The following is an 18,033-nucleotide window of genomic DNA, read 5'->3' as shown; positions in this document are numbered from 1 at the left end:
TCCCTCAGATAATATTATATAAAATAAAAATAAAAGGACTAATAAAAATCAAACTGTCGAACCTATCAAGAACACCTCCATGCCCAGGTAAAATTTGTGCATAATCTTTAGTATCTACATATCTTTTTAATTTAGAGGCAAATAAATCTCCAAATTGTCCTGAAATAGATGATATCAATATAATTAAAATAACAAAAAAATCAATATTATAATTTGTAATATATTTATTCATCAAAATAAAATAAATAGAAGTGATAATAAGTGCAAATACAGTTCCACCTATTGAGCCTTCAACAGATTTATTGGGACTAATTCTTTCTATTAATTTATGCTTGCCAAATGTTGACCCCACAAAATAGGCAAAAGTATCAGTGGAAAACGAAATTACAAATGCTGAAATAATTAAATAAATATCATTAATACTTGCCAAAACATTAAGCATAAACACAGCATAAAAATAAGAAAAACTTGTATATAAATAATTTTCAACACTATAATCTTCTATAATTATAGAAAACACTGAATTTACTACAAAATAAATAATAAGAGCATAAACTAAATTTAAATTAAAGTAAGTACATAAAAAAGTAATTAATGCTCCAAAAAATAAAATTGGCAAAAATAATTTAATCCCCTTTTTTAAAAACGCATTATAAAGCTCTCTTATAGCTTCAAGTGTCAATAATAATATAAAAACTTTTACCGCATTTAAACCTATACAAAAAATTAAAATTAAAAGTAAAATGCCAACTACTCCAGTAGTAACTCTTTTTTTCAAATCTGTCAAATTATAGACCTCCATATCTTCTATTTCTATTTTGAAAATCATAAATAGCTTTATAAAATTCATACTCATTAAAATCAGGCCATAAAACATTAGAAAAATAAAATTCACTATAAGCTAATTGATATAATAAAAAATTTGACACTCTCAATTCTCCACTTGGTCTTATAAGCAAATCAAGATCATCTTGACCTTTTGTATACAAATAATTTTTAAAACTTTGAGTGTTAATATCCTCTAATAAAATATTTTCGTTTAAAATATCTTTCACGATATTTTTCGTAGCTCGAACTATTTCACTTTGTCCACCATAATTAAGAGCAATATTTAGTATCATTTTATCATTTGATTTTGTTTCCTGCAATGCATCTTCAATTAGTTTTACAATTAATTCAGGAAAGACATTATAATCTCCTAAAACATTAATTTTAATATTATTTTTCTTTATTCTTTGAAGTTGAGTTTTTATATAAAATGCAAGTAAATCCATTAATTTAGATATTTCTTCTTCCGGTCTTTTCCAATTTTCAGTAGAAAATGCATATAGAGTTAATGATTTAATATTTAAATTATAAGCCGTTTCTACAATATCTACCACTCTTTTTGCTCCCTCTTTGTGCCCGAGAGTTCTTGGCATATTTCGTTTTTTTGCCCATCTACCATTGCCATCCATTATTATTCCAACATGTCTAGGGATTCTATCTAAGTCTAATCTATTGTAATAATTCATAAAACTCCTCAAAAAAAATAGCCTTAGAATAATCTAAGGCTAAAAATCAAATTTCCATAAGTTCTTTTTCTTTGCTTTCTGCTACTTTATCTATTTCTTTTATATATTTATCAGTTAGCTTTTGAATATCTTCTTCAAAGGAAACCTTGTCATCTTCAGAAATTTCTTTTGCCTTTTCAGCTTTTTTAATATCTTCCATGGCATCTCTTCTAATATTTCTAACAGAAACCTTAGCTTCTTCAGCATCTTTTCCAACTAATTTTGTGAGATCTTTTCTTCTTTCTTCAGTTAACTGAGGAATGACAAGTCTAATAACTTTTCCATCATTTGAAGGAGTTATACCTAAATCAGACTTTAAAATAGCCTTTTCAATATCAGGAATTAAATTTGCATCCCAGGGTTGAATGGCTAGAAGTCTTGGCTCTGGAGCAGAAAGACTTGCAACTTGATTAAGTGGGGTTTGTTGTCCATAATAATCAACAAAAATTTTGTCTAATAAACTCGTATTAGCACGTCCTGCCCTTATCGATTGAAGAGATTCAGATAAAGAGCTAACAGATTTTTGCATTCTGGACTCAGTATTCTTTTTTAGATCAGATATCATAATATCCTCCTATTTAATATTAGTACCAATATTTTCGCCACAGACAACTTTATACATAGCATCTTCTTCATCAATTCCAAAAACTATTAGAGGAATATCATTATCCATACATAATGTAGTTGCTGTACCGTCCATGATTTTTAAATTTTGATTTAAGATTTCTCTATAACTTAAGTTGCTATACTTTTTAGCATCGGAATTCAAATTAGGATCAGAATCATATACTCCATCTACACCTTTCTTTGCAAGTAAAATCACATCAGCATCTATCTCAGCAGCCCTAAGAGCAGCAGCAGTATCAGTTGAAAAATAAGGATTTCCAACTCCAGCTGAAAAAATAACAACTCGTCCTTTTTCCAGATGTCTAATAGCACGTCTTCTAATATATGGTTCTGCAACTTGTTTCATATCAATAGCAGTTTGTACTCGAGTAATAACGCCTAATTTTTCCAAAGAATCCTGTAACGCCAATGCATTCATTACAGTACCTAACATTCCCATGTAATCAGACGTTGCTCTGTCAATATTGTTTTCATCGCGTCCTCTCCAAAAGTTACCGCCACCTACAACAATACCAGTTTCAACACCTAATTCATAAATTTTTTTAACTTGTTTAGCAATTAAATTGATATACTCCATATCAATTCCAACAGAATTAGATCCTGCCAAAGCCTCTCCACTTAATTTTAGAATTATTCTCTTATAATTTGGCATTTTACTTCTCCAATTTGTTATCCTATTTGTTTTGCAACTTCTTCTGCAAAATCTTCTTCTCTTTTTTCTAGACCTTCTCCGACTTCAAATCTAACAAATCTTCTAATTTTAATGTTTTCTCCAATTTTTGCAATTAAATCATTTAAAATATCTCTAATTTTCTTGTCTGAATCTTTGATAAAATCTTGATCTAAAAGACATATTTCTTCGTAAAACTTTTCAAGTCTACCTTCAACCATTTTTTCAATTATATGATCAGGTTTATTTTCACTTTTAGCTTGTTCAGTTAAAACTTTTCTTTCGTGTTCAACTTCTTCAGCTGGCACTTCTTCACGACTAACATATTTTGGATTAACTGCTGCAATTTGCATAGCGATATCTCTTACAAAAGTTTTAAATTCTTCATTTTTAGCAACGAAATCAGTTTCAGAGTTAACTTCAACAAGAACTCCAATTCTTCCTCCATGAATATATGAATCTACTATACCTTCAGAAGCAATTCTTGAAGATTTCTTTGCAACAGAAGCAAGTCCTTTTTCTCTTAAAAAATCAACTGCCTTGTCCATATCTCCTTTAGTTTCTGAAAGAGCTTTCTTGCAATCCATCATTCCTGCTCCAGTTTTTTCTCTTAATTCCTTAACTAATGCTGCTGTTATAGCCATTTTTATTCACTCCTTATTTATTTTAAAAAAAGAGAGTTTTAAAGGATTACTTTAGAACTCTCGAAATATCTCTTACTCTTCTATAATTGATTTTTCATCATCAACAGTTTCTTTAGATTCTTCAGAAACTTCTTGAGTGGATTCATCATAATCATCATTATCGCTATCTTCAATTTGACTGCCTTGTTTTCCTTCAATAACGGCATTTGAAATAGTTTCAGTAATAAGTTTTACTGCTCTAATAGCGTCATCATTTCCTGGGATTGGAATATCCACTTCATCAGGGTCACAATTTGTATCGACAATACCAATAACTGGAATTCCTAAAATATGAGCTTCTTTAACTGCAATTCTTTCTTTCTTAGGATCTACAACAAATAGAGCTTTAGGCATACCATTCATTTCTTTAATTCCGCCTAAGAATTTTTCAAGTTTTTCTCTCTCATGAAGTAATTGAGCAACTTCTTTTTTAGGTAAAACCTCAAAAGTTCCATTTTCTTCCATTTCATATAGTTGATATAGTCTATCTATTCTCTTCTTAATAGTTTTGTAGTTAGTTAGTAGACCACCCAACCATCTTTGATTAATGTAAGGCATTCCACATTTTGTAGCTTCTTTTTCAATTGCATCTTGAGCTTGTTTTTTTGTACCAACAAAAAGAACTTCTCCGCCATCAGCTGCAACTTCTCTTACAAAATCATAGGCTTCTTCTACTTTTTTTACAGTTTTTTGAAGATCAATTATATAAATACCATTTCTTTCGGTAAATATAAATCTCTTCATTTTAGGGTTCCATCTTCTAGTTTGATGTCCAAAGTGAACACCAGCTTCTAATAAATTTTTCATTGAAATTACTGACATTTAAGCCACCTCCGTGTTTTTTCCTCCATTTTTATCATCTAGTAAAAGGACCATTGTAGCAACTCTTTTACTATTAAAAAATGTGTGTATTAGTTACCGGATAAAAGTATACCACAGGATATTAAAATTATCAATATTTTGTTTAAAGATGTTTAATTACAACTTTCTTTTTGATTTTCCTTAAGTGGATAACTTATATTTAAAATACATTTATAAAAATCTTAGATTCTATGAAAATTTAATAATATATAATATAATTTATAAAAATCTTATATTAAAAACATACTTATTCGATCTATGACATATACAATCTTAATAAAAAGTAAAATATAACTACAAAAAATTACTAAACTATTTTCTAAAAGTATTATGTGAAATTTTCAAATTAAAAAAAATCTCCCCTTTCGGAGAGACTTTCATTTAACAAAAATTAATAAGCAACAAATTTGCTTCCTGCACATCCACAAATTGGGCATTTTTCTTCATCTTCAAATGTAATATATCCACATACTGGGCAAAGAAAAATCTTTTCTACATCAAGGTCTTTTCCTTGATCTACTGCATCTTTTGCAGCTTGGAATCTTTTAGCGTGAACTTCTTCAGCAGCAGTTGCAAATTTCATTGCTTTAACAGCTTCTTTTTCTCCTTGCATTTCTGCTACTGCAATGAAAGCAGGATACATTTGAGTTGATTCAAAAATTTCTCCATTCTTCGCAGCTTCAAGATTTTCAGAAGTGCTGTTAATACCAAACCCAGCCATTGAAGTTACTGCAAAATCTCCAGATTCGTCTTTAAGAGCATTAAAGTGAAGAGATGCGTGAATTCTTTCTGCATCAGATGTTGCGTCAAAAAGTCTTTTTACATTTTTAAAACCATCTTTTTCAGCCACATCACCCCAAATATTATATCTATTACGTGCTTGAGATTCTCCTCCAAATGCTGATCTTAAATTGCTACTTGTCATTTGATTCATAATATTACCCCCATTAAATTTAATAATAAAATTACAACTATCATTATAGAGTATTATTTATGAAAAATCAAATATTTACACTAAATAAATATATTTTTATTAATTGCATTTTAATCAATATTCTCAATTTTTTGTGTCTGATCGTATGTTATAAGTGCGTCAATTATTTCATCTAAATCTCCATCATTAATTGCATCAATTCTGTGAGATGTAAAATTAATTCTATGATCTGTGACCCTGCCTTGAGGATAATTATAAGTTCTTATTCTTTCTGATCTATCACCAGACCCTATTTGAGAAGATCTTTCCATGGATTCTTTTTCATTTTGTTCTTGAAGCTTTAAATCATATAGTTTCGATCTTAAAAGTTTCATAGCCTTTTCTTTATTTCTAAGTTGAGATTTTTCATCTTGACATGAAATTACAATACCTGTTGGTATATGTGTAAGTCTAACTGCTGAATCTGTTGTGTTTACACATTGTCCTCCATTTCCTGATGCACGAAATACATCAAATTTTATTTCAGTTGGGTCGATTTCTATATCTACATCTTCAGCTTCAGGCAAAACAGCAACAGTAGCAGTTGAAGTGTGAATTCTTCCACCACTTTCTGTTTCAGGAACTCTTTGAACTCGATGAACACCTGATTCATATTTTAATCTTGAATAAGCGCCTCTTCCAATAATCATAAAGACAACTTCTTTAAAGCCACCAATTCCTATTTCATTTGAAGAAATTGTTTCTACTTTAAATCCACATCTTTCAGCATATCTTACATATTGTCTATACAAAACACCAGCAAAAAGTGCAGCTTCATCTCCTCCTGCACCAGCACGAATTTCTACCATTACATTTTTGCTGTCATTTTTATCTTTTGGAATAAGTAAAATTTTTAAATCATTTTCTAAATCTTCAACTTTTTTATTCCCTTCATTTATTTCTTCTCTAACTAAATCTTTAAATTCATCATCTAATTTTTCTTTAATCAATTCTTTGTTTTCATTTAAAACTTCTAAAGTTTTTTTGTATTCTCTATACTTTGCTACAATAGGTTCTATTTCCGCATGTTCAATAGCTTTTTGTTGATATAATTTGGAATCATTAATAATATTAACATCGCTTAAATCTTTTTCAAGTTCTAGCAATTTTTCTTCAAAAATTGAAAGTTTTTCGTACATAATTTCTCCTATTTTTTTAACTGTCCAACTATTACTCTATCTAAATTACCTAAATCTTTATAAACTTTTAAATCAAATTTATAATTCATTAATTTATAAATTTCTTCTGTTTCGTCATAACCTATTTCAAAAATCAAAAATCCATTTTTATTCAAATAATCTGGAGCTTCTCTTATTATTTTTTTATAAAAATAAAGTCCATCTTCTCCCCCATCTAGTGCAAGTCTTGGTTCGTGATCTTTCACCTCAATTTGCAATTTATCAATTTCTCTTGTTTTTATATAAGGTGGGTTAGAATATATTAAATCATATTTTTCACAAACATTGTCAAATAAATCACTTTTTATTATTTTAACTTTTGAATCTAATTTATCTTTATTAATTTTTGCATTTTTAATTGCATAATCACTTATGTCAGTTGCCGTTACTTCAACTTCACTTTCTAAATCAATAGTTATACCAACAATTCCAGTTCCCGTCCCAATCTCTAACATATTTCTAATTTTATACTTTTTCAAAATATTAAGAATTACTTCAACAGAAATTTCTGTATCCTGTCTTGGTATCAATACATTTTCTAAAACATTAAAATTTCTACCAAAAAAAGCTTCATAACCTAAAATATATTGGAGGGGAACTCCTTCTTCTCTTTTTTTTAAAATCTCAAAATATTTTCTTTCAATATTCCTTTCTAAATATTCATCATCATGTGAAATTAAATACGACAAATCTTTTTTTAATAATTCAGATAAAATTTTTCTCGTTTCATATAGTGGATAAGTATAATTTGAATTTTTTAAATAAATTTTACCCTTTAGTAAGGCTTCTTTAATTTTCATAATTTTTTGTAATAAAAAAGGTTAGCCTGGCTAACCTCATCGTCATTTATTTCTCTTATATCTGTTGTTGAATTTTTCAATTCTTCCGCCATGATCAGAGAGTTTTTGCTTTCCTGTAAAGAAAGGATGACAAGCTGAACAAATTTCAACTTTTAAATCTTCTTTAACAGATCCTGTTTTAAAAGTATTTCCACAAGCACAAGTTACAGTAGCTTCTTTATAATCTGGATGAATTCCTTTTTTCATTATTTAGCCCCCTTAAACTATTTTATAACTCAATTTTTATATTATAACATAATTTTTACTATAATACAAAATTATTTATTTTTCTAAGATATTATACAATAATTTTCTCTATAATTCAACATTTAAAGAAATTCTTATGAATATTATCTCAAAATTTTTTATTCAAAAAAGTTTTATTATCCTTAGATTTTGAAATTTCGTCTAAGAAATTACCAGTAACTTCTTCTATATTTTCTTCATTTAAATTATTTCTAAAATTATAACTAAATTCGAGTTCCTTTTTAGTTAATATAAGTTCTTCTTTCCTAGTCCCTGATTTTAAAACATCAATGGCAGGAAAAATTCTCTTTTCTGAAAGCTTCCTATTTAAATGAAGTTCCATATTTCCAGTACCTTTAAATTCCTCAAAAATAACGTCATCCATTCTGGATCCTGTATCAACAAGTGCCGTAGCAAGTATTGTTAAACTTCCGCCTTCTTCAACATTTCTAGCAGCACCAAAAAATCTCTTAGGCTTGTGTAATGACATAGGATCAAGACCACCAGACAATGTCTTTCCACTTGTTGGAGTTACAAGATTATAGGCTCTTGATAATCTTGTTAATGAATCCAAAAGTATAACAACGTCTTCTTTATTTTCAACTAACCTTTTAGCTCTATCTATTACCATTTCGGCGACTCTAGTATGATTTTTTGGGTTTTCATCAAAAGTCGAATAAATTACTTCTCCATTTACAGATCTTTTCATATCTGTAACTTCTTCAGGTCTTTCATCAACTAATAAAACTATTAAATGTAAGTTGGGATAATTTTCATTTATTGATTTTGATATTTTTTTAAGAAGAGTAGTTTTCCCTGATTTGGGTTGTGAAACTATAAGACCTCTTTGTCCGAGACCAACAGGTGCCAATAGATCTATAACCCTCATAGCGATATCTTCTTTTTTTGTTTCTAAAATTATTTTTTTCTTAGGATAAATTGGCGTTAAGTTATCAAAGTAAGGTCTATTTAAAATTTTTGAAGGATGAACACCATTGACAGATTTTATAAACAACAAAGCATTAAAATTCTCACCATCTTTTGGCGGTGATTTTATTCCAAGTATTTCATCGCCATTTCTAAGTTTAAATTTTCTAATTTGTGATGGAGATACATAAATATCTTCTTCGCTTGGAAGATAATTAATAGTCCTTAAAAACCCATAGCCATCTTGATGAAGCTCCAATATTCCGCTTACATAATTTTTATCCTCCATGTTTTCAAGAGTTTCCTCTGCATTTTTTGAAAGATCTAAATTCTTAATTTTCTCACTTTCTCTTTGTGCTTCAATTTGTTCTATTAATTCATCTTTTTTTAAATTATATGATTTTTCAATTCCATATTCTTTAGCAATTTTTCTAAGTTCAGAAACTTTTAAACTATTTACAGGTTTATCTTTCAAATTTTTTTCAGGTAATTCTCCTCTAACAATATAATGTTTTAAATCTTCTAAATCATAACTATCTGCATTTTTTAACCCTAAAGATTTAGAAATTCTTATTAAATCTTCTTTTGATTTATTTTTAAGTTCATTATTATTACTCATAATCATTTTGCATAATCTGGTTTCATATCTAAAGAATGAATAGATTTTATAAATCTTTGTGTTCCACTTGGAAGTCTAAGTACTAATGTATCTGTCTTAGCTTTATTATCTCCATAATATTTAACCCCCTCAAGAATCTCTCCAGAAGTAATCCCCGTTACAGAGAAAATAACTTCATTTCCCTTTACTAAATCTTCAATAGAATAAATTTTATTTAAATCAGAATCTAAATCTCTACATCTTTGTTCTTGTTTTTCATCAGTTGGATGAAGTCTTCCTTGGAAATCTCCACCTAAACATTTTAAAGCTGCTGCTGCAATTACCCCTTCAGGAGCCCCGCCACGACCTATTACAAGATCAACTCCTGAATCTTCATAACAAGTTTCTATTGCTGTTACAACATCTCCATCAGACACCTTTTTAACTCTTGCACCAATAGAAATTATTTCTTTAATTAATTCTTCATGTCTAGGTCTATCAAGCACCGCTACAACTATATCATCAATATTTTTATTTAAAGCCCTTGCCACTCTTTTAATATTTTCAGTAGGAGAATCATCTAATTTGATAAGTCCTTTTGCTTTAGGACCACAAGCAATTTTGTCCATATATATATCCGGAGCATTAAGTAAACATCCCTTTGGAGCTACTGCTAAAACTGCAATAGAATTATCCATTCCATTTGCAATCGAGTTTGTCCCATCAATTGGATCTACTGCTATATCTACTTGTTCTTCTCCAACTTTAGTGCCGATTTTTTCTCCAATATAAAGCATTGGAGCTTCATCGATTTCTCCTTCTCCAATAACAACAGTTCCGTCAATGTCCACCGTATCAAACATTCTTCTCATTGCATCAACTGCAGCACCATCAGCTGCATTCTTGTCGCCTTTTCCTAACCACTTTCCAGCTGAAAGTGCTGCTGCTTCAGTTACTCTTGCTAAATTTAATGCCAAATTTCTGTCCATACTATATCTCCTTTGTCTTTACATTTTTAAAATCTTCTAAAAATCTTTCAAGTCCACTATCTGTCAAATTATGTTTTATCATTTCTTTAAAAATTCTATATGGAATAGTAGCGATGTCAGCACCACTTTTTGCAACAAGTTCTACATGATTAATATGACGAATACTTGCTGCAATAATTTTTGTTTCATAATTATAATTTTTAAATACCTCAGAAATATCTTCTACTAATTTTATTCCTGAATCACCTATATCGTCAAGTCTTCCCATAAAGGGACTGACATAAGTTGCTCCAGCATTTGCCGCTAAAATTGCTTGAGAAAGGGAAAAAACAAGGGTCACATTAGTTCTTATGCCTTCTTCTTTCAAAATTTTAACAGCTTTTAGTCCCTCTTCAATCATTGGAATTTTAACTACAATATTTTTCGAAATTTTGGAAAGTTTCCTTGCTTCTCTTAATATTCCATCTAAATCTGTTGATATAACTTCAGCTGAAATATCTCCATCTACAATTTTTGTAATTTCTTCAATAACATCCTCAAATATTCCGCCATTTTTTGCTATTAAACTTGGATTTGTCGTTACTCCAGAAATAACTCCCCATGAATTAATTTCTCTAATTTCTTCAATATCAGCAGTATCAATAAAAAACTTCATCTAATCATCCCTTTCAAGTAAACAAATAGCTTCAGCAGATATTCCTTCTTCTCTTCCTACAAAACCCATTTTTTCTGTTGTTGTTGCTTTTATTGAAATATTTTCTACATCAGTATTTAAAATGTCTGCGATTACTTTTCTCATTGAGTCAATGTATGGTGCTAATTTTGGTTTTTCACAAGCAATTACCGAATCAATATTTCCTATTTTAAAATTATTTTCTTTCATAATTTTAAAAACTCTTTTTAATAATATTTTTGAATCAATATTTTTATATTCATTGTCACTATCTGGAAAATGGTAACCTATATCTTTAAGTGCAAGAGCTCCTAATATAGAATCCATTATTGCGTGAATCAATACATCTGCATCTGAATGGCCTAAAAGACCTTTTACATAAGGAATATTAACTCCACCTATTATTAACTTCCTATTTTCGACTAACTTATGGACATCATATCCTATCCCTATTCTCAACTTTTCACCTTCTTAATAAGTATATTTGCAATAGATAAATCTTCTCTAGTTGTAATTTTTATATTGTCATAAGAATTATAAATAAGTTTTACTTTTACGCCTGTTTTTTCGACAAGAGAACAGTCGTCTGTTCCATAATAACCTTCAGTATATGCTTGTTTATACGCATGAATTAGTATTTCTTTTTTAAAAACTTGAGGAGTTTGAACTTGCCATAACTTATCTCTATTAGGAGTGTAATCGACAAGTTTTCCATCAGTTGAAACTTTAATAGTATCTTTTACGGGATTTGCAAGCACACAGGCCCCAGTTTCCATTACATTTTCTATGGCTTCATCAATTTTTTCTACTGAAACAAATGGCCTTGCTCCATCGTGAGTCAATACTATATCAGTTTTTTTCGGCATATTTAGAAGACCATTATTTATAGAATCTTGCCTCTCTTTGCCACCATATACTATTGCATAATTTATATTTATTTTATGTTTTTCAATAATATCATAAACATAAGGTAAATCACTTTTTTTTACAATTAGAAGTAAAAAGTCTACATATTTAGATTTTTCTATTTTTTTTATTGTATGTGCTAGAATAGGAACTTTATCAATAGTCAGAAACTGTTTATTTATTCCCATATTCATTCTTTTGCCCATACCAGCTGCAGCTACAAAAGCTGTTACAAATTTACCATTAAACATCTAATCACTCTTCTTCAATTTGTAAATTATTAACTGCATACTTAAGTAACTCTCCAGCAATTGGTGCCGCAGCTTGTGAACCATAATCTTTAATATTAGGAATTACAACAGCTATGGCAACTTGCGGATCATCTGCTGGGGCAAATCCAACAAACCAAGCATTGTTAGTTCCTTCTTTAAGATCAAGTTGAGCTGTACCAGTTTTACCTGCAACCTTTATCCCTGATACATAAGCTTCAGTTCCAGTACCATTATTAACTACATTTATCATATATTTTGTTATTTGGTCTGCATTTTCTTTTGATGTTACTTCACTTAAAACAGTTGGAGTATTTCTAAGAACATTTTTCCCATCAGAAGAATCAACTCTTTTTACAATATGCGGTTGCATCATAACACCATCATTTGCAATTGTAGATGCTACCATGCACATTTCAAGTGGTGTAACCAAAAGAGTATCATGGCCAATTCCTGCTGCTCCAAGGGCAGTTCTATCAAATCCATTTCTCTTATAGTCCCAAGTTGATGTTTCAAGTGGAAGCTCAAAATCAACTTTTTTATTTACCATATATCTCTCTGACACTTCAGCCATTACATCGATGCCCATATCAACAGATTTTCTTACGAAATAAGTGTTTAGAGAATTTGTAAAAGCCTTTTTTAAATCCACTCTTCCATAGGTTTTATTTCCTGCATTTCTAAATTCACGACCATTATCAATTTTTTCAACACCTTCATCAGTGTATTTTTGTGAAATACCTGATTCTAAAATTGCAGTAGTAGTTATTATCTTATAAACAGAACCTGGAGCAAATTTCCCCTTAGTTGAACTATTAAAGAGAGCTCCATTATTTGCCTCATTAATAGACTGCATATCTTTTGCAATATTTTGTGAATTAAAATCTGGAAGAGAAACCATAGAAAGAATTTCTCCAGTTTTTGGATTCATAATGACGACTGATCCCTTATCAGATTTATTAGACAATACTAATCTAGTTTTTTCCTGTAAATTAGTATCAGTAGTAAGTGTTACATCATCACCAGTATATGGATCATAATTTTTATTTACAACAGATTTCATTGTTTTTAAAAATTTTGAACCTTCTTTTCCAACTAAATAGTTATTCATTTCTTTTTCAAGTCCATACTTATCTACTATTTTGTCAGAATATCCAATTATATGAGAATAAATAACAGGATAGTTATATATTCTGTGATAATTATATTTTTCTCCATTAGAATATGCTAAAACTTCATGATTTCTATCATAGATAGTGCCTCTTTTTACAGAATTTTCCCTAAGTTCACTTCTTCTATTAGCAGGATGGTTAATTATATCCTCTGCTTTAAAAACTGTAAAATAAGTTAAATATACAATTGGTGCAACTAACAAAATTATTAAAAAAACCAGAAGGACTAAAATTCTTTTATTGTCTTTATTCTTCATTATCAATTCCCCTATCATACTTATAGGACAAATCTTCACTTGTTACTTGAAGAATTCCAAGTGCAATAAAACTTGAAATCATTGAGCTACCTCCATAAGAAACAAAAGGAAGTGTAAGCCCTGTCATAGGAATAAGTTTTATTACTCCCCCTACATTTAAAAATACTTGAACTGTAAATAAAATTGCAACAGAAAGAGCTAAAATTCTATAAAATAAATATTCTTGATTTAGTGCAATTTTTATCGCTCTATACACTAATAGCATATAAAGCATAATAATTCCTATACCTGTTAGTATTCCCATTTCTTCACAAATTGCAGAAAAAATCACATCTGAATGTGCAAGTGTAATTTGTTTAGGATAACCTAGACCAATCCCTTGTCCAAAAAATCCACCTTCACCAATCCCAAAAAGAGACTGCACAATTTGTCTTGCACTATTTATAACTTTATCTGCCGTCCAAGGATTAAGCCATATATCAACTCTATTTCTAACATGTGAAAATAAAAAATAACCTGCAACTCCTCCTATTAACATAAGACCAATATTTACTAAAAGAGAAGTCCTATCTTCATCATATACATATTGAATTAAAGTATAAATTGCAACAAAAATAACAGCAGTTCCAAGATCTCTTTGTATAAACAAAAATCCCACAAAAATATATATTACTGCCATTAAGTAATATGAAGTGTGCTTATAATTTAATTTTTTAAGTCTTGTTTGGAAAGTTGTGTAAAAAGAAGCAATTAAAAATATAATTAAGATTTTTGTAAATTCTGAAAGCTGAATTGTCACTCCTTCAGAAAGTTCAATCCAGTTTTTTGATCCGTATTTATCTGGTGCAAAAATAAGAGTAATTATAAAAAAAATAATAGAAAGTCCTAAATAAAGTCCTGTCATATATTCAAGTCTTCTCATAGCTCTTATTGCGAAATAAGTTAAATAAAATACTAATATACCTGCCAATACCCAAATAAGTTGTCTTAGTCCAAGTTTTGGAGAAAGCCTGTAAATTGTAATAATACCTAAACTTAGAAGCATAGACACTATTAAAAATATATAGTTATCTCCAGAAGAAACTTTTCCCAAAACTAAATTGGAAATATAAACAATTAAAATCAAGCCCACAAATAAAATAACTATGTATCTGTCTACATTATTATTGTTATAAGAAAACAAAAGTAAAATACTTAAAATTTCAAAAATTAAAAGAAGATTTCTAGGCTTGCGATTTTTTAAAATAACATCAAACACAATTTCACCTTTTATCTACAAATATAAATTGAATAAAACCTACACCAATTTTATCATTATTTTGAAGTTCAATTAATTCATTTGGATCAACTTGCATACCATTTAAAAAAGTTCCATTTGCAGAACCCAAGTCCTCAATATAATATCCTTGGTTTTTCACAATAATTTTTAAATGATTTTTACTAACAAATTTATCCTTTATTACAATATCATTTTTTGAACTTCTTCCAAGAGTCATATTATCATCTATAACATAATATTCCTGCATCTTAAAATTCAAAGAGTCAAGTCTATTTACTACTTTTAAATAAGCATCATCAAGAGAATCCCCTCTGTTTGTAATGTTTTTTATATCAAGATACATAAGTCTTAAAATACTAAATATAAAAAGATAGATTAAAATTATAAATATATATCTCAATATTTGGGAGATTAATTCAAACATATAACACCTCTCACTTTTAAACTCTATATAATTATATACTTTTTGATATTAATTTTCCACATTTTGTTAGACTCGATAAATATAGCACTTTTATGTTAGAATGAATTTGGTGATAAAATGATTGTATCAAATATTAGTTTTGAAAAGAAAAAATTTCATATTACTTTTGATAATTCTAGAGATTTATATATTTCTGAAGACACATTAGTTAAATTTGGATTATACAAAGGACAAGAAGTACCAGATGATTTTTATGAAATTTTAAAATTTGAAGATGCAAAATCACAAGCTCTTTTTTTATCTTATAAATTTTTACAGAGAAATAAAACAGAAAAACAACTAGTTGATCATCTTTATAAAAAAGAAATCTCTCAAGATATTATTGACTTAATAATTCCAATATTAAAAGAAAAAAAATATCTAAATGACAAGGATTATGCTACAAGATATATTAAAGATTCTCAAAATCTTAAAAAATATGGAAAAATAAAAACAATATATATGCTTAAATCTAAGGGAATAAAAAATGATATTATAGAGGATATTATGTCTGATTACGATTATAAGTTAGAGCTTGAAAATGCTCTTAATCTCTTAGAGAAAAAAATAGAAAAAGACGAAAAGGATTTAAAAAAAATAAATTCTGCAAAAAAGTACCTTCAAGGGCGAGGTTTTGAATTTGAAATTATAAATCTTGCAATTGAAAATTATTTGGTGTATTAAAATGAAAGATTCTTATGTATATATTTTAGAATGTAGCGACAAAACTTTTTATACAGGCTATACAAATGATTTAGAAAAAAGATTAAAATCTCACAGTAGTGGGAAAGCATCAAAATATACTTCTTCAAGACTTCCTGTAAAAATGGTTTTTACTGAAAAATGTAAAGACAAATCTGATGCTCTAAAAAAAGAATATTTTATAAAAACGCTTAAACGAAGTACAAAAATAAAAATCATAAATAAAACTTTAAAGCTTCAAAACTTATATGATAATTATAAAAGAAGAAAAGAAAACTTATAAATATTACTAAAAAACTGATCCAAATTTCTAATGGATCAGTCTTATTTTTTTATTTAATTTTATACATTTCACCTAAAAAAGTTTCTTCTTTTTCAATATATTCTCTATTGCAAACTTCTTCTAATTTATTTTTCATATCATCATAAGACAAATTTTCTCCAGTTTTTTTATTATAATTAATTAAAATTGAATTTAAATTAGAAGTATCAATTGGCAGAAAATCTTTTATATTTATAAAAAACTCTTCAAATTCCTTATTATCATGGCTTGTAAGTTCATCAAAAGGATTTTCTGTATGAGGTGAAACTGTGTTTGCCGCTCTGATTCTGACAAAAGAAGTCCTCCCCTTTTTAGCTGATGATACAAACACATCCCCTGAACTTAAATACGGTAGTCTTTTTGTTTCATCAACAGAAAGATCTGTTTCTTCTTTTATAGTATCGATGTCAGATGCCCTTACTGTTCTAAAGATTAATTTTGTATTCAACTGAGCTGTAATTGTTTCATCTAGTAAAGTAGGTCTTTGAGTAGCAAGAATTAAAAATACTCCATATTTCCTTCCCTCTTGAGAAATTTCTCTCAAAATACTTTTTGAAGGTGTATCAAAACCCTTAGGAGCAAAATTATGTGCTTCATCAGTTATAATTACAAAAGGAGGAAAATAATCTACCTTCGTATTATTTCTATTTAATTCATCTCTGTATTCTTTTCTTAAATAATATAATTTTGCCAGTAAATAAGTTGAAAATACATTAATCATCCTAGTTGAGCCTTGCAACACTACAAGTTTTTTTCTCTTCAATAAATCTAAAAGTTCATCTATATTATGAGAAAAAATCCCTTCGTTTTGTAAATTAATAAGTCTCCACAAAACTCCACGCACACTCATAGAATTGCATGTTTTATCATATCTATCATAGACATCTAAAACTTTTTCAAGTTTTTTTTGTTTGGATGGATCAGGTTCTGATGCAATTTCTGAAATTATTTTATCTCTTGAACCAATTTCTTGACCTTCCAAAAGCATTTCCAATTTATTTTTAAAAGAATCAAAACTTGCTCCTTTAGACAACATAACATCAATTACATTTTTCATTGAATCTGTCAAAGGAGACGCTGCATTCAAAAGATTTTTCAAATCTCTATTTTGAAGCTCCTGAAATTTTATGCCTGTGTTTATTCCTATTTCAAGACATTTAAATTTATCATTATAATTTTTTTCTGAAATTTCTGAATTATTTGAAAAGTCCATCTCATAATGAGGGTCCATTACAATGGTAGGGACTTCCATTTCCATAAGCTCTTCTAAAATGACTCTAAGTCCAAAGGACTTTCCACTTCCAGATCCTCCAAAAACTCCAATATGAGGGTATTGATGCATTGACTTATAATCAAATAGATAAGGAAGTTCTCTTTGTTTTAAAAATTTATTATTTTCAAAAGTTTGAAACAAGTTTTTGTAGATATCATCCATGTCACTTGCAATATTATCTGTATTTTTAATTGACCCTAAAATTAAGGAATTATTTGGCAATGTATCAATCAAAAAGTTTTTTATTTCATGAAACTCTGGCGTTCTCAAATCACTTCCCGTAATAGGTGGATACAAAAGTTCTTCGAAAAATCTAAGCTTTGCAACATAAACTGTTTCATCTCCAACATTATAACCCATAGATCCAAGTGAAGTAAGTACATCACTGTCTACAAAATCTCCACCAATATCAAGAGGAATGAATCTATTAAAAGTTTTTGAATCCACAATTTCTCCGATAATATCCCCTTGAACTGGATCTTCGACTATTAAAAATTCATTATTTCTAAAATTTTTTTCTTTTGATCCAATGTATACTTCTCTAGTTGTTGTAACTCCAAGTACCTTCATTTT

The 18,033-nt window shown here is 28.6% G+C and carries 21 protein-coding genes; 2 read left to right on the top strand and 19 right to left on the bottom strand.

The window, feature by feature from the left end; genetic code table 11:
- Positions 1-4: 4 nt before the first annotated feature.
- The 18 genes from BQ5450_RS00360 to BQ5450_RS00275 all read right to left on the bottom strand — a co-directional run bounded on the left by BQ5450_RS00360 (position 5) and on the right by BQ5450_RS00275 (position 15,124).
- Entirely contained in the window at positions 5-787 is a 783-nt protein-coding gene (locus BQ5450_RS00360; protein WP_071125607.1) for a phosphatidate cytidylyltransferase, read from the bottom strand.
- 1 nt (position 788) lies between these two features.
- Complete coding sequence (locus BQ5450_RS00355) at positions 789-1,514, bottom strand: undecaprenyl pyrophosphate synthase (RefSeq protein WP_010242409.1); 726 nt, start codon at positions 1,512-1,514, stop codon at positions 789-791.
- Between the two features lie 46 nt (positions 1,515-1,560).
- Complete coding sequence (frr, locus tag BQ5450_RS00350; protein ID WP_010242410.1) at positions 1,561-2,118, bottom strand: ribosome recycling factor; 558 nt, start codon at positions 2,116-2,118, stop codon at positions 1,561-1,563.
- A gap of 9 nt (positions 2,119-2,127) precedes the next feature.
- Positions 2,128-2,832, bottom strand: a complete 705-nt coding sequence (pyrH, locus tag BQ5450_RS00345) for a UMP kinase (protein ID WP_071125606.1) — start codon at positions 2,830-2,832, stop codon at positions 2,128-2,130.
- Positions 2,833-2,849: 17 nt separating this feature from the next.
- Positions 2,850-3,494, bottom strand: coding sequence for a translation elongation factor Ts (tsf, locus tag BQ5450_RS00340; protein ID WP_071125605.1), 645 nt, complete (start codon positions 3,492-3,494; stop codon positions 2,850-2,852).
- A gap of 72 nt (positions 3,495-3,566) precedes the next feature.
- Positions 3,567-4,355, bottom strand: a complete 789-nt coding sequence (gene rpsB / locus BQ5450_RS00335) for a 30S ribosomal protein S2 (RefSeq protein WP_010242414.1) — start codon at positions 4,353-4,355, stop codon at positions 3,567-3,569.
- Positions 4,356-4,785: 430 nt separating this feature from the next.
- Positions 4,786-5,328, bottom strand: a complete 543-nt coding sequence (locus BQ5450_RS00330) for a rubrerythrin family protein (RefSeq protein WP_010242416.1) — start codon at positions 5,326-5,328, stop codon at positions 4,786-4,788.
- Between the two features lie 110 nt (positions 5,329-5,438).
- Entirely contained in the window at positions 5,439-6,506 is a 1,068-nt protein-coding gene (gene prfA / locus BQ5450_RS00325; protein WP_010242417.1) for a peptide chain release factor 1, read from the bottom strand.
- Positions 6,507-6,514: 8 nt separating this feature from the next.
- Entirely contained in the window at positions 6,515-7,345 is an 831-nt protein-coding gene (gene prmC / locus BQ5450_RS00320) for a peptide chain release factor N(5)-glutamine methyltransferase (protein ID WP_010242419.1), read from the bottom strand.
- A 42-nt stretch (positions 7,346-7,387) separates the two neighbouring features.
- A complete protein-coding gene (gene rpmE / locus BQ5450_RS00315) occupies positions 7,388-7,591 on the bottom strand; it encodes a 50S ribosomal protein L31 (protein WP_010242421.1) in 204 nt (67 codons plus the stop codon).
- A gap of 148 nt (positions 7,592-7,739) precedes the next feature.
- On the bottom strand, positions 7,740-9,176 hold the full coding sequence (gene rho, locus BQ5450_RS00310; RefSeq protein WP_026038558.1) for a transcription termination factor Rho: 1,437 nt from the start codon (positions 9,174-9,176) through the stop codon (positions 7,740-7,742).
- Positions 9,177-9,178: 2 nt separating this feature from the next.
- Complete coding sequence (gene glpX / locus BQ5450_RS00305; RefSeq protein ID WP_010242423.1) at positions 9,179-10,144, bottom strand: class II fructose-bisphosphatase; 966 nt, start codon at positions 10,142-10,144, stop codon at positions 9,179-9,181.
- A gap of 1 nt (position 10,145) precedes the next feature.
- Positions 10,146-10,799 (bottom strand): fructose-6-phosphate aldolase, encoded by a 654-nt coding sequence (fsa, locus tag BQ5450_RS00300; RefSeq protein ID WP_010242424.1) that lies wholly within the window; start codon positions 10,797-10,799, stop codon positions 10,146-10,148.
- The gene (gene ispF / locus BQ5450_RS00295; RefSeq protein WP_010242425.1) at positions 10,800-11,276 is read right to left on the bottom strand and encodes a 2-C-methyl-D-erythritol 2,4-cyclodiphosphate synthase; all 477 of its coding nucleotides are present in this window, start codon (positions 11,274-11,276) and stop codon (positions 10,800-10,802) included.
- Entirely contained in the window at positions 11,273-11,974 is a 702-nt protein-coding gene (gene ispD, locus BQ5450_RS00290) for a 2-C-methyl-D-erythritol 4-phosphate cytidylyltransferase (protein WP_010242426.1), read from the bottom strand. Before ispD ends, ispF begins: the two co-directional genes overlap by 4 nt.
- A 4-nt stretch (positions 11,975-11,978) precedes the next feature.
- Complete coding sequence (locus BQ5450_RS00285) at positions 11,979-13,421, bottom strand: peptidoglycan D,D-transpeptidase FtsI family protein (protein WP_010242427.1); 1,443 nt, start codon at positions 13,419-13,421, stop codon at positions 11,979-11,981.
- Complete coding sequence (locus BQ5450_RS00280; RefSeq protein WP_071125604.1) at positions 13,411-14,679, bottom strand: FtsW/RodA/SpoVE family cell cycle protein; 1,269 nt, start codon at positions 14,677-14,679, stop codon at positions 13,411-13,413. The genes BQ5450_RS00285 and BQ5450_RS00280 overlap by 11 nt, the downstream gene beginning before the upstream one ends.
- A gap of 4 nt (positions 14,680-14,683) precedes the next feature.
- Positions 14,684-15,124 carry an FHA domain-containing protein gene (locus BQ5450_RS00275; RefSeq protein ID WP_010242431.1) on the bottom strand — a complete coding sequence of 147 codons (441 nt, stop codon included), beginning with the start codon at positions 15,122-15,124 and terminating at the stop codon, positions 14,684-14,686.
- Positions 15,125-15,241: 117 nt separating this feature from the next.
- Between BQ5450_RS00275 and BQ5450_RS00270 the strand changes: the two genes are divergently transcribed.
- On the top strand, positions 15,242-15,847 hold the full coding sequence (locus BQ5450_RS00270) for a RecX family transcriptional regulator (protein ID WP_071125603.1): 606 nt from the start codon (positions 15,242-15,244) through the stop codon (positions 15,845-15,847).
- A gap of 1 nt (position 15,848) precedes the next feature.
- A complete protein-coding gene (locus BQ5450_RS00265) occupies positions 15,849-16,148 on the top strand; it encodes a GIY-YIG nuclease family protein (RefSeq protein WP_010242435.1) in 300 nt (99 codons plus the stop codon).
- 49 nt (positions 16,149-16,197) lie between these two features.
- Here the strand turns inward: BQ5450_RS00265 and BQ5450_RS00260 are convergent, their stop codons facing one another.
- Positions 16,198-18,030 carry an ATP-binding protein gene (locus tag BQ5450_RS00260; RefSeq protein ID WP_071125602.1) on the bottom strand — a complete coding sequence of 611 codons (1,833 nt, stop codon included), beginning with the start codon at positions 18,028-18,030 and terminating at the stop codon, positions 16,198-16,200.
- Between the last annotated feature and the right edge of the window lie 3 nt (positions 18,031-18,033).

Origin of the sequence: Peptoniphilus lacydonensis, from assembly GCF_900106515.1 — a bacterium.
In the GTDB taxonomy this organism is placed as follows: Bacteria; Bacillota; Clostridia; order Tissierellales; family Peptoniphilaceae; genus Peptoniphilus_A; species Peptoniphilus_A lacydonensis.
The sequence above is the reverse complement of the archived record's forward strand: the minus strand, read 5'-3'. Positions and strand labels throughout refer to the sequence as shown.

What these genes read in the sequence shown, in the direction of transcription:
- BQ5450_RS00355 (WP_010242409.1), bottom strand. Translation starts at nt 1,514, where the DNA reads ATGAATTATTACAATAGATTAGACTTAGATAGAATCCCTAGACATGTT.
- frr (WP_010242410.1), bottom strand. Translation starts at nt 2,118, where the DNA reads ATGATATCTGATCTAAAAAAGAATACTGAGTCCAGAATGCAAAAATCT.
- pyrH (WP_071125606.1), bottom strand. Translation starts at nt 2,832, where the DNA reads ATGCCAAATTATAAGAGAATAATTCTAAAATTAAGTGGAGAGGCTTTG.
- tsf (WP_071125605.1), bottom strand. Translation starts at nt 3,494, where the DNA reads ATGGCTATAACAGCAGCATTAGTTAAGGAATTAAGAGAAAAAACTGGA.
- rpsB (WP_010242414.1), bottom strand. Translation starts at nt 4,355, where the DNA reads ATGTCAGTAATTTCAATGAAAAATTTATTAGAAGCTGGTGTTCACTTT.
- BQ5450_RS00330 (WP_010242416.1), bottom strand. Translation starts at nt 5,328, where the DNA reads ATGAATCAAATGACAAGTAGCAATTTAAGATCAGCATTTGGAGGAGAA.
- prfA (WP_010242417.1), bottom strand. Translation starts at nt 6,506, where the DNA reads ATGTACGAAAAACTTTCAATTTTTGAAGAAAAATTGCTAGAACTTGAA.
- prmC (WP_010242419.1), bottom strand. Translation starts at nt 7,345, where the DNA reads ATGAAAATTAAAGAAGCCTTACTAAAGGGTAAAATTTATTTAAAAAAT.
- rpmE (WP_010242421.1), bottom strand. Translation starts at nt 7,591, where the DNA reads ATGAAAAAAGGAATTCATCCAGATTATAAAGAAGCTACTGTAACTTGT.
- rho (WP_026038558.1), bottom strand. Translation starts at nt 9,176, where the DNA reads ATGAGTAATAATAATGAACTTAAAAATAAATCAAAAGAAGATTTAATA.
- glpX (WP_010242423.1), bottom strand. Translation starts at nt 10,144, where the DNA reads ATGGACAGAAATTTGGCATTAAATTTAGCAAGAGTAACTGAAGCAGCA.
- fsa (WP_010242424.1), bottom strand. Translation starts at nt 10,799, where the DNA reads ATGAAGTTTTTTATTGATACTGCTGATATTGAAGAAATTAGAGAAATT.
- ispD (WP_010242426.1), bottom strand. Translation starts at nt 11,974, where the DNA reads ATGTTTAATGGTAAATTTGTAACAGCTTTTGTAGCTGCAGCTGGTATG.
- BQ5450_RS00285 (WP_010242427.1), bottom strand. Translation starts at nt 13,421, where the DNA reads ATGAAGAATAAAGACAATAAAAGAATTTTAGTCCTTCTGGTTTTTTTA.
- BQ5450_RS00275 (WP_010242431.1), bottom strand. Translation starts at nt 15,124, where the DNA reads ATGTTTGAATTAATCTCCCAAATATTGAGATATATATTTATAATTTTA.
- BQ5450_RS00270 (WP_071125603.1), top strand. Translation starts at nt 15,242, where the DNA reads ATGATTGTATCAAATATTAGTTTTGAAAAGAAAAAATTTCATATTACT.
- BQ5450_RS00265 (WP_010242435.1), top strand. Translation starts at nt 15,849, where the DNA reads ATGAAAGATTCTTATGTATATATTTTAGAATGTAGCGACAAAACTTTT.
- BQ5450_RS00260 (WP_071125602.1), bottom strand. Translation starts at nt 18,030, where the DNA reads ATGAAGGTACTTGGAGTTACAACAACTAGAGAAGTATACATTGGATCA.